This window comes from Streptomyces sp. NPDC006463 (assembly GCF_042870715.1).
In the GTDB taxonomy this organism is placed as follows: domain Bacteria; phylum Actinomycetota; class Actinomycetes; order Streptomycetales; family Streptomycetaceae; genus Streptomyces.
Window position 1 is genome coordinate 154,603 of record NZ_JBIAHP010000014.1, and the last position, 10,332, is coordinate 164,934.

Genomic DNA, 10,332 nt, shown 5'->3' on the forward strand with positions numbered 1-10,332 from the left:
GCCGGGCCTGCCCAAGTCGCCCGGTTTTCCCGCGCCTCAGGCCAGCAGGTCGTCCACCTGCGCCTCGCCCTCCCGGTACCGCCGGGTGATCTCCGCGCTGCACTCGTCCACCGTGCGCTGGAGCTGCGAGCGGCGCCGCGAGACCTGCTGCTCGTAGCGGATCAGCTTCCCCATCCCGTCGCAGAGCTCGCCGTCCGTGCGAGCGCCGAGGTCCGAGAGTTCCACGTCGGCCAGCATCTCCGCCGCCAGCAGCCGGTACTCCTCGCTGTGCGGGGTGCCCAGCGTGACGTGCCGGGCCGAGGCGCTGCGGCTGGAGGGCGCGTCGGCGAGGATCTCGGAGAGCCGGTCCACCACCGGCGTCTCGGGATCGGTGCGCCGGGCCAGCTCGGCCCGCAGGATGTCGATGCGGCCCTGGAGCAATCTGCGTACGTAGCTCAGGTCGGCCTCGTCGCGCTGCGCGTCGCGGCGCAGCGCGCGCAGTTCCGGCAGCCCGAGCGCGCTGGTCGGCGCGATCGCCAGCGTGGCCGTTCCCAGTGCGTCGGAGGTGCGCTGCGCGGGCGGTCGTACCGCGGCAGCGGACATGGACGCGGGCGATGCAGGTACGGAAGTACCAGAAGTAGTCATACGAACGAGCCCGTCCCCTCGACCGGTGCGGCGCACCCGCACCGCCTGCGTGCATCGTGCCACTCTCCGTGGTGCCGGTGCAGTCCCACGCCACCCGATCGGCCCCTGATGGGTGCACGCCTGGTACACAGGTGGTATGCGAGCTGTGGTGCAGAGGGTGGACGGCGCGAGCGTCGTCGTGTCCGGCGAGACGGTGGGCGAGATCGTCGGCGAAGGGCTGTGCGTGCTGGTGGGGGTGACCCACGACGACACACCGGAGAAGGCGGCGCTGCTGGCGCGCAAGCTGTGGTCCGTGCGGATCCTGGAGGCGGAGAAGTCCTGCAGTGACGTGGACGCGCCGCTGCTGGTGATCTCCCAGTTCACGCTGTACGGAGACGCCCGCAAGGGCCGTCGCCCCACGTGGAACGCGGCCGCGCCGGGACCGGTGGCCGAGCCGCTGGTGGACGAGGTCGTGGCGCAGCTGCGGGCGCTGGGCGCGACGGTGGAGACGGGCCGGTTCGGCGCGGACATGCGGGTCTCGCTCACCAACCACGGCCCGTTCACCATCGTCATCGACGTCTGAGCCGCCGCCACTACGGCGCTACGACGACCTCCTGCGCGGCGGCCGTCTTGCCGGCCAGCAGCGGCGCGTCCACCGGAACGTTCCGCTTGACCAGCGCGAGCGCGATCGGGCCCAGCTCGTGGTGGCGGACGGCGGTGGTCACGAAGCCCAGCTGCCGGCCCTCCTCCCCGTCGGCGGCGAGCCGGACGGGCGCGCCGTGCGCCGGGAGGAGCACCTCGGAGCCGTCCAGGTGCAGGAAGACCAGGCGGCGCGGGGGCTTGCCCAGGTTGTGGACGCGGGCCACCGTCTCCTGGCCGCGGTAGCAGCCCTTCTGCAGGTGCACGGCGGTCCCGATCCAGCCCAGCTCGTGCGGGATGGTGCGGTGGTCGGTCTCCAGGCCGAGCCTCGGCCGGTGCGCCTCGACGCGCAGGGCCTCGTAGGCGAGGAGGCCCGCGGCCGGGCCGTGCGAGGCGGCGAAGGCCTCCAGCTCGGCGCGGGGCAGGAAGACGTCGCGGCCGTGCGCGGTCTCCCGTACGACGAGCTTCTCGGCGACCTCGGCGATGGAGCCGGCCGGCAGGTGCACGACCGCGAACTCCTCGGTGCGGTCGGCGACTTCGACGCGGTAGAAGAACTTCATGGACTCCAGGTAGGCGATCAGCTCGCCCTGGGTGCCCGGCTCCACGTGGGCCCACGTGGTCTCGCCGTCGTCGACGAGGTAGAGCGCGTGCTCGATGTGGCCGTGGGCGGAGAGGATCAGCGCCTCGGTGGCCTGCCCGGCCGGCAGTTCGGTGAGGTGCTGCGTCAGCAGCAGGTGCAGCCAGCTCAGCCGATCCGGTCCGGTGACGGTGACGACTCCGCGGTGCGAGAGGTCGACGAAGCCGCGGCCGTCCGCGAGGGCGCGCTGTTCGCCGTACAGCTCTCCGTAGTGGGCGGCGACGCCCTCGTCACGGCCTTCGGCCGCTACGGCGCCGGGAAGATGGAGCAAAGGGCTGCTGGTCATGGGACCAAGCGTACGACCCGGCGGTGACGGGACCCGCGCTGCCTACGCGTGGCCGTCGCGGTGCTTGGCGGCGCACTTCCTGCACAGACCGAAGATCGCGAAGTGCTTCATGTCGGTCTCGAACCCGAAGGCGTCGCGGAGCTTGGCGGTGAACTCGGCGGCGATGTCCACATCGGCCTCGATGACGTCGCTGCAGTCGCGGCAGACCAGGTGGATGTGGTGGTGCCGGTCGGCGAGGTGGTACGTGGGCGCGCCGTGGCCGAGGTGGGCGTGCGAGACGAGCTTCAGCTCCTCCAGCAGCTCCAGCGTGCGGTAGACCGTGGAGATGTTGACGCCGGAGGCGGTCTTGCGCACCTCGGCGAGGATCTCGTCCGGGCTGGCGTGCTCCAGGGCGTCGACCGCTTCCAGGACAAGCTGGCGCTGCGGGGTCAGGCGGTATCCGCGCTGCCGCAGGTCGGTCTTCCAGTCGGTGCCTTCGGTGCTCTCGGTGCTCACCACCCGGCCAGTGTAAGCGCGCGAAGGGGACCGCGGACTTCCTCCGCGGTCCCCTTCCTGCACAGCCTGTGGATATGTCCGGCCGGTCCGGTCCGGTCAGCGGAAGAAGGCGATGCCGTCGTCCGGCATGTCCGGGAGGTTGCGCGCCATCTCGGCGACTTCCTCGGGGGTGACGACCTTCTTCAGCTGGGCCGACATGTACGGGCGCAGCTCGACGTCCGGGGTGGTCTTCTCACCGACCCACATGAGGTCGCTCTTCACGTAGCCGTAGAGCCGCTTGCCGCCGCTGTACGGGCCGGAGGCGGCGGTGCGGGCGACCGCGTCGGTGGCCAGGTCGATCTGGGGCTTCTGGTCGGCGAGCTCGCCGTACCAGATCTCCACGACGCCCTGGTCGCGGACCATGACGACCTCGACCTTGCGGTCCTTGTCGATGCGCCAGTAACCCGACTCGGACTCCAGCGGCCGCACCTTGTTGCCTTCGGTGTCGAGGACCCAGGTGTGGGAGGTGTACTGGAGGAAGTCCCGGCCGTCGTGGCTGAAGACGACCTCCTGGCCGAAGTTGCACTTCTCCTCGCCCGGGAAGTCGAAGACTCCCGCACCCTCCCAGTTGCCCAGGAGGAAGGCGAGGGGGACGAGTCCCGGATTCAGGTCGGACGGGATCTGGATCATGATTGGCTGCTCAGGCGATCTGTGGGAGGGGTTCCGGCGCGGTCAGCTGGGCGGATGCTCAGCGCTGACCCTGGTACAGCTTCTTGACGGCCAGGCCGGTGAAGGCGAGGACGCCGACGCAGACCAGGACCAGCAGGGAGGTGAAGACTGCCTCAAGCACGGGGTGCTCCTCGGAGGATTCGTTCGGGGGAGGTACGGCCGGTCCCCAAGCCTACTGGCCCGGGGACCGGCGCACTGTGTGAGGTGGGCCGTACCGCTCGTCGCGGGGCTCAGCCCAGCAGCTGGTGCTGCAGGATCACCGTCTGGTGGAAGGGGACGGTGGCCACCTCGCCCTTGCGGGTCTGGAGGATCACGGCCTGGATGTCACCGGACTGGATGCACGCGACCTTGACCTGCTCGTCGCCGAACGGGGCGGATTCCTTGCGGAGCGAGATCCCGCGCAGGTCCGGCTGCGGCTGGACGCCCTTGGCCTTGGCCCAGTCGCTGTCGCCCTCGATCCGCTTGACGCCGTTCAGCCTCAGGTCGGAGCCGCAGCCCTTCCACGCGTCCGTGAACCCGGACGCGTGGAAGCGCAGCAGGTAGATCCGGGTGCGGGTGCCGTCCGGGGTGGTCCAGCCGCGCGCCACGATCTGGCGCAGGCCATTGTCCGTGAAGTCCTGCTTCAGCCGCTCGCGCACGGCGGGCTCGTATTCCTCCAGGAAGGTGTCCGCGGACACCTCCGAATCCTTCTCCAGCTTCAGCGTGGCGTCCGGGGCGGACCCCTTCGATGCCGGCAGGAGCAGCTCCGTCAGACCGGCGTAGTGGATGCCGTCCGGGTTGTCCTTGGCGAAGGGCAGGGCCGCGCCGGGGGGCAGGGTGGGCTTGACCAGTGCCGGGTACACCCAGCGGCCGTCGTCCCGGGTGGACAGGCCGGGGATGTCGGTGCGCTCGGGCTGGGCGATCCCGTACGCGGCCCCCGTGCCGGCGGCGGCGAAGACGACGACGGCGGCGGTCCACCGCAGGAAAGCGAACAGCCTGCGGCGGTTCTTGGGCGCCGGGGCCGCGGCCTGCGGCGCTGCGAGGGGTTCCGCGGGGGCGGTGGCGACCGGGGCTGCGACGGCGTCGGCCGGGGCCCCGGTGGTGTTCTGCTCGGTCACGCGGACTCCCCGGGGGACTTCAGGTGGCTCAGCTGGTTCTTGAAGAAGGCGACGGCGTCGGAGGTCTGGAAGGGCGTGCGCCCGTACGCGCGGAAGTTGACCAGTACGTCCCCCTCGACCGCCACGCAGTAGAGGGAGTCGACCTTCTCCTTCTTCTCGTCCTCACCGACGGCCAGCAGCGAGCACTTGGCGTCCGGGAAGCCGTCCACCTTCGGCGCCTCCCGGCCGTCGCCGGCGAATTCGAGGAGCTTCTTGCTGATCTCGGAGAACTTCCCCAGGGCCTGCGGGTCGGCCTGCATGATGCTGACCTCCACGACCACGTCGCCGTGGCGCCCGGTGTAGCCGCGCCCCGCCAGGCCCTTCAGCTTCAGGTCGGCCAGCATGTCGTCGCGCTTCTTGCGCTCCGAGCTGGACAGTCCGTTCCTGGCTTCCTTGAGGTTCTCGACGGCCTTCTCGCCGGAGACGAAGAAGTTGTTGCCGTCGCCGTCGAGGTCGGGGCCGAGCGAGAAGCCGCCCGGAACCGGGAGCAGCTTGCCCGTGAGGGCGTTCGGGGGTACCTCCGCGGCCTCCTCGGCCGTCGGGACCCGCTCGCCCGCAGCCACCCAGTAGGCGGTGGGCGCGGTCCTGTCGGCGCCCGCGATCGCGGAGAAGCCCCAGACGCCACCGCCCACGAGGACGGCGGCGGCCACGCCCGCGGCGATGAGGGCGAGTTTCTTACGGCCCGCCGTACGCGCGGGCTTCGCCGGCTCGTGAGCCGGGGCCTCGGCCTCTGCCGGGGCCGGAGTCGGCGCCTGAGCCGGCTCCTGAGCGGGGGCCAGAGCCGGGGTCATGTCGTTCTGCGGCTCGGTCACAGTCGCTCCAGCTGTCGCTTGGCCAGGTCGATGACATCGCTCTCGGAGATGTTCCGGCCGCGTTTGTCGTTGTAGAAGACCTCAACGACGATGTCGCCACGCCGGACGATGGCCCGGGACTGGCGCATCGGGTAGTAACCCGGCTTCTCGCGGAGCTCCGAGAACACCCAGACCCGCCCGAGGTCCGCGGGGACGCCCGGGATTGCCGCACCGCCGTTGCCCGCGTACTTCTTCTCGGACATGTAGCCCGACTGGTCCCGCTGGAACTCGTTGGCCCCGGCGAAGTCATTGAACTGCACCAGCCGGACCTCCGTGACCCGGTCGTCCTCCTCCCACATCTCGGTGGCGACCCGCCGGAAGCTGTCGCTCGCCAAATCGCTGAGGGCCGGGCCCGGCCGTTCGAAGTGGCTCGCGAAGGAGTCGAGGGTGTCGTAGCCGGGTTCCTCGATGATCTTCGCCCCGCCCGGTGCCTCGATCAGCAGCTTGCTGATGTCGTCATCGGTCTTGTGCCAGCGGTTGGCGTTGATCGTCTTGTTCGTGGTGGCGTCGTCCGGCACGAGGGCCTTCGGCGTCACCAGCTTCTGCTGGGCCAGCGGCGGCAGCGGGGTGGGTTCGCGGTGGTACTGGACGGCGTAACCGGTGACGGTCCCGGCGAGGACGCCGAGGGCGGCCGCGCCCGCGATCAGGAGGGTCGTACGGGCCGGGCGGCGGCGCGGGGCGGGCCCGGCCGCGGTCACGTCCGGCGCGTCCGGCACATCCGGCGTGTCCGGGGTGTCCGGGGTGTTCGATTCCGGGCCGGTCTCCCCCTCTTTCCGCTGCTCAGGGAAGGTTTGTTCGTGTTCCAAAGGGTCCCCCCACAGGACATGCGACGCGGGTTCGATTACCCGCGCGTACCGATGACCCGATCTTGGGGGAAGCAGTTGTATGGATGCTTATTACATTCTTATCTCGCTCGGTCCGCGCCCCGTCTCAGTCCTCGTGACGACGCTTTCCGTCCAGTTCGTCCCACCACTCGTCGGACTTGGGATCGCCCGAGGGATCGTCCCACCAGCGGTCGTCCGGGCCGCGCCGGTTGGCGATCATCGCGGCGACCGGCGGGATGACCATGGCGACGACGCACATGGCCACCGCGGCCTCGACCGAAAACAGGCGCACGAAGGACCAGGCGGAGACGAAGAGGAACAGGCATCCGCCCATGAGCAGGAAGTAGACGCGCCGACGCCGGGCGTACATGACTCCAGCGTAGGGCCGGGCCCTGCGAAGGCAAGGCACGCGGACGGCACGAAGGGCCGCACCCCGGTCCAGTGGCGTCCAACCCCCGGGGGTGCGGCCCTTCGGCCGGTTCAGCTGTCGATCAGACCGCGATCGCCACGTCCGTCACGCCGCCGGCCTCGGCGACGACGACGTTGCGGTCCGCCGTGGCACCCGGGACGAGCGCACGCAGCGTCCAGGAGCCGGTGGCCGCGTAGAAACGGAACTGGCCGGTCGCCGAGGTCGGGACCTCCGCGGTGAACTCGCCGGTCGAGTCCAGCAGGCGGACGTAGCCGGACACCGGCTCGCCCTCCTTGGTGATCTGACCCTGGATCGCGGTCTCACCGGGCTTGAGCGTCGCGAGGTCGGGCCCGCCGATGGGTGCTCCACACATGTTCTCTGTCCTGTCCTAGAGAGTCGTACTGGCTTCTACGGGCCCTGCGTGCCCGGCAGGGTTACTTGTTGGCGCCGAGCTCGATCGGCACGCCGACCAGGGAGCCGTACTCGGTCCACGAGCCGTCGTAGTTCTTGACGTTCTCCTGACCGAGGAGCTCGTGCAGGACGAACCACGTGAGCGCGGAGCGCTCGCCGATGCGGCAGTAGGCGATGGTGTCCTTCGCCAGGTCGACCTGCTCCGCCTGGTAGAGGGCGGTCAGCTCCTCGTCCGACTTGAAGGTGCCGTCGTCGTTGGCGTTCTTCGACCACGGGATGTTGCGGGCGCTCGGCACGTGGCCGGGGCGCTGCGACTGCTCCTGCGGGAGGTGGGCCGGGGCGAGCAGCTTGCCGGAGAACTCGTCGGGCGAACGGACGTCGACCAGGTTCAGGGAGCCGATCGCCGCCACGACGTCGTCGCGGAACGCGCGGATCGACGTGTCCTGCGCCTTGGCCTTGTACTGCGTGGCGGGGCGGTTGGGGACGTCCTTGCCGTCGACCAGGTCGCGGGAGTCGAGCTCCCACTTCTTGCGGCCGCCGTCGAGGAGCTTCACGTCCTGGTGGCCGTAGAGCTTGAAGTACCAGTAGGCGTAGGACGCGAACCAGTTGTTGTTGCCGCCGTAGAGGACGACGGTGTCGTCGTTGGAGATGCCCTTGGCGGAGAGGAGCTTCTCGAAGCCCTCCTGGTCCACGAAGTCGCGGCGGACCGGGTCCTGGAGGTCCTGCTTCCAGTCGATCCGGACGGCGTTGGTGATGTGGTTCTTGTCGTAGGCGGACGTGTCCTCGTCCACCTCGACGATGACGACGTCGGCGTCGTTCAGGTGGGCCTCGACCCAGTCGGCGTCTACGAGGACGTCGCTGCGGCTCATGGTGTTCTCCTCCGGGGCAGTGTGCGGCGGGGCGGTGCGGATACTGCTGCAAACCGGCTGGACCGGCTGCGGGTGTTGCTTGGTGCGTGCGTCCGGGTACCTCGAAGTTCTCCCCGGTGCGGGGAGGCTCAGGGGATCAGGAGGCAGGTGCGGTCACGCGGGAAGGGCCGTCGTCCGGCTGATGGAGCGGATGCGCTCACACGTCACATGGATCGACAGAGCATGGCGGCGACGCGACACAGGTCTACTGCCCGCCGCTTCGTGAGGTCCGCCTGCTGATGCTTCATAGCCATGGATCGTAGGGACGAATCAGCCGCCCTGTCACCGGTGTGTCATATTCCGAGACAGGATCGTCCGAATGGTGGGATAGGAGCTCCGCGGACGGCCGCCGCGCCGCCCTCCGGAGCCGCCCTGCGGCCCGTCCTTCTGCGGATCGGACCGCTCCGTCTCACGATCCGGCCAGCGCCACGTCCGTACCGCCCAGCGTGAGGTGCACACCGGCCTCGTCCGAGGTCAGGGCGGACAGGTGCAGCCCGGACGGCAGCCCGCTGTCGAGGGTGCGGTCGAAGTCGGTCTTCTTGCGGATCAGCTTCTCGACGCCGGGGATGCCCTCGCCCGGCACCTCGTCGGCGCGCACCCGGACGATCCGGCCGCCCTTGCCGTCCTGCGCGTCTTCCAGTGTGATGGTCGACACCACGCTGCGCGTGAGCGTCTTGCCCAGGAGGTCCACCGCCGCGGTCACCTTCACCTTGCCCGGCGCCCCGCCGTAGGAGAGCGTCGCGCCGGTCTGCGAGGCCGCGGTCAGGTCCGTGTACGTGATCAGGCCGGTGCCCTCGGCACGCTTGGCCGTGCCGCCGCTGTAGTCCCCGTTCAGCTTCACGTCGCGGAAGCTCGCGTCGAGCTCGGAGAGCCGCGTCTTGCGGCCCTCCGCGGCGACGTCCACGCCGCGGAGCCTCAGGTCCACCCGGTCCAGGTCGTGGCTGAGCGCCTGGGTGAGGAACGGGAATCCGTGGATATCCACCTCCGCGGTCCCGGCCAGCCCCTGCCGGGCCTGGATCCGGTCGGCCAGCCGGTTCTCGGCATAGCCGACCGCCCAGCGGTCCACGCCCGCGAACAGGGCTCCGAGAACCACTCCGATGATCACTACGGCGCGCAGGAAACGCACGTGCCACTCCCCCTACTAGTCGGTACGTGCGTTCTAGTGGACCATGTCCGTTGTCGGGGACAGATCAGCCCACCACCCGGCCGATCAGGTACACGGCGGGTGCGGCGGCCGCCAGCGGCAGCGCGACACCGGCCGTCATGTGGACGAACTTCGACGGGTAGTCGTACGCCGCCACGCGCAGCCCGATCAGCGCGCACACCCCGGCGGCGAGGCCGAGCAGCGCCCCGCCCACCCCGATGTCGGTCAGCCCGCCGACGGCGATGCCCGCACCGCAGGCCGCGGCCAGCGAGACGCCGACGGAAGCCTGGGTGGGCAGCGGCAGCGCGCGGGCGAACACGGTGACGGCGACGGCGGCCGCGCCGACGGTGACGGCGGCGGTGTCCGCGGCCAGGTAGCCGGCGCAGACGATGGCGAGCGCGGCCGAGGCCACCGTGGCCATCAGGCCGTACATCCGCTCGTCGGGGTCGGCGTGGCTGCGCAGCTGGAGCACGAGGGTGAGCAGCACCCAGGCTCCGAGGGTGCCGATGATCGCGCCCGGGCGGTACGCGTCGTCCACCGCGAGCACGGCCACGTCGGCGACGACGGCTCCGGCGAAGGCGAGGGCGATGCCCTGGCGGGCCGGCCACATGCCGTTGAGGCGGAACCAGCCGGCCGCGGTGAGGCCCTGGAGGGCGACCAGCGGCAGGAGCAGCGCGTACTGCCCCAGGGCCGCGGCGGCGGCGAGCAGCACCCCGAGGACGGCGGTCAGTATGGCCGACTGCGGACCGGGGTCGATGATCGGCGACCGGCCCTCGGCGCGGGCCAGGGCCGGGTCGACGGCGCGGACGGTGTTGCCGCCGAGGGTGGGCGGGGAGTACTCCGGCTCCTCCTCCGGAACCTCCGGCAGCCCCGGGACCGGGACCTCAGCCGGGGCCGGGGCCGGGGTTTCGGCGGCGGCCTGCGGCGGCAGGTAGGCGGTCTGTTCGGCCGGGGCCTCGTGGGACCAGTCCTGGGCCGGGGCCGGAGCCTGGATCTCGTCGCGGAACCAGCCGTCCGGCGCTGCCGGCTGCTGCGGCTGCGGCTGCTGCTGCGCGGGATCCGTGTACGGCGGCAAGTACGCCGTCTCGGCCGCCCACTCCTGGGCCGGAGCCGGGGCGGGAACCGGAGTCACCTCGTCGCGGAACCAGCCCTCCGGCGCGGCCGGCTGCTGCGGCTGCTGCTGCTGCTGCTGCTGCGCGGGATCCGTGTACGGCGGCAAGTACGCCGTCTCGGCCGCCCACTCCTGGGCCGGAGCCGGGGCGGGAACCGGAGTCACCTCGT

14 protein-coding genes are annotated in these 10,332 nt (G+C 70.8%); 1 reads left to right on the top strand and 13 read right to left on the bottom strand.

What is annotated here, in order from left to right:
- Positions 1-36: 36 nt before the first annotated feature.
- The gene (locus ACFYOB_RS25575) at positions 37-624 is read right to left on the bottom strand and encodes an AmfC protein (protein WP_388563140.1); all 588 of its coding nucleotides are present in this window, start codon (positions 622-624) and stop codon (positions 37-39) included.
- Positions 625-760: 136 nt separating this feature from the next.
- Here ACFYOB_RS25575 and dtd point away from each other — a divergent pair, with 136 nt between their 5' ends.
- Positions 761-1,186, top strand: coding sequence for a D-aminoacyl-tRNA deacylase (gene dtd / locus ACFYOB_RS25580; protein WP_388563142.1), 426 nt, complete (start codon positions 761-763; stop codon positions 1,184-1,186).
- A 10-nt stretch (positions 1,187-1,196) separates the two neighbouring features.
- Here the strand turns inward: dtd and ACFYOB_RS25585 are convergent, their stop codons facing one another.
- From ACFYOB_RS25585 to ACFYOB_RS25640, 12 genes are all read right to left on the bottom strand, one after another.
- Entirely contained in the window at positions 1,197-2,165 is a 969-nt protein-coding gene (locus ACFYOB_RS25585) for a YgfZ/GcvT domain-containing protein (RefSeq protein ID WP_388563144.1), read from the bottom strand.
- Positions 2,166-2,207: 42 nt separating this feature from the next.
- The gene (locus tag ACFYOB_RS25590; RefSeq protein WP_388563146.1) at positions 2,208-2,663 is read right to left on the bottom strand and encodes a Fur family transcriptional regulator; all 456 of its coding nucleotides are present in this window, start codon (positions 2,661-2,663) and stop codon (positions 2,208-2,210) included.
- Between the two features lie 93 nt (positions 2,664-2,756).
- Positions 2,757-3,329 carry an FABP family protein gene (locus ACFYOB_RS25595; RefSeq protein WP_388563148.1) on the bottom strand — a complete coding sequence of 191 codons (573 nt, stop codon included), beginning with the start codon at positions 3,327-3,329 and terminating at the stop codon, positions 2,757-2,759.
- Positions 3,330-3,598: 269 nt separating this feature from the next.
- Positions 3,599-4,465 carry a hypothetical protein gene (locus tag ACFYOB_RS25600; RefSeq protein ID WP_388563150.1) on the bottom strand — a complete coding sequence of 289 codons (867 nt, stop codon included), beginning with the start codon at positions 4,463-4,465 and terminating at the stop codon, positions 3,599-3,601.
- Positions 4,462-5,316: a hypothetical protein gene (locus ACFYOB_RS25605; protein WP_388563152.1), complete on the bottom strand. Its 855-nt coding sequence runs from the start codon at positions 5,314-5,316 to the stop codon at positions 4,462-4,464. The genes ACFYOB_RS25600 and ACFYOB_RS25605 overlap by 4 nt, the downstream gene beginning before the upstream one ends.
- Positions 5,313-6,161 (bottom strand): hypothetical protein, encoded by an 849-nt coding sequence (locus ACFYOB_RS25610; protein ID WP_388563154.1) that lies wholly within the window; start codon positions 6,159-6,161, stop codon positions 5,313-5,315. The genes ACFYOB_RS25605 and ACFYOB_RS25610 overlap by 4 nt, the downstream gene beginning before the upstream one ends.
- Before the next feature lie 124 nt (positions 6,162-6,285).
- On the bottom strand, positions 6,286-6,549 hold the full coding sequence (locus ACFYOB_RS25615) for a DUF3099 domain-containing protein (RefSeq protein ID WP_388563156.1): 264 nt from the start codon (positions 6,547-6,549) through the stop codon (positions 6,286-6,288).
- Positions 6,550-6,670: 121 nt separating this feature from the next.
- On the bottom strand, positions 6,671-6,961 hold the full coding sequence (locus tag ACFYOB_RS25620) for a DUF1416 domain-containing protein (protein WP_388563158.1): 291 nt from the start codon (positions 6,959-6,961) through the stop codon (positions 6,671-6,673).
- A 61-nt stretch (positions 6,962-7,022) separates the two neighbouring features.
- Positions 7,023-7,868: a sulfurtransferase gene (locus ACFYOB_RS25625; RefSeq protein WP_388563160.1), complete on the bottom strand. Its 846-nt coding sequence runs from the start codon at positions 7,866-7,868 to the stop codon at positions 7,023-7,025.
- Positions 7,869-8,071: 203 nt separating this feature from the next.
- Positions 8,072-8,161 (bottom strand): Ms5788A family Cys-rich leader peptide, encoded by a 90-nt coding sequence (locus ACFYOB_RS25630; protein ID WP_350875872.1) that lies wholly within the window; start codon positions 8,159-8,161, stop codon positions 8,072-8,074.
- A 155-nt stretch (positions 8,162-8,316) separates the two neighbouring features.
- Positions 8,317-9,033, bottom strand: coding sequence for a DUF2993 domain-containing protein (locus tag ACFYOB_RS25635; RefSeq protein ID WP_388563162.1), 717 nt, complete (start codon positions 9,031-9,033; stop codon positions 8,317-8,319).
- Positions 9,034-9,097: 64 nt separating this feature from the next.
- Positions 9,098-10,327: a hypothetical protein gene (locus ACFYOB_RS25640; RefSeq protein ID WP_388563242.1), complete on the bottom strand. Its 1,230-nt coding sequence runs from the start codon at positions 10,325-10,327 to the stop codon at positions 9,098-9,100.
- Positions 10,328-10,332 lie beyond the last annotated feature (5 nt).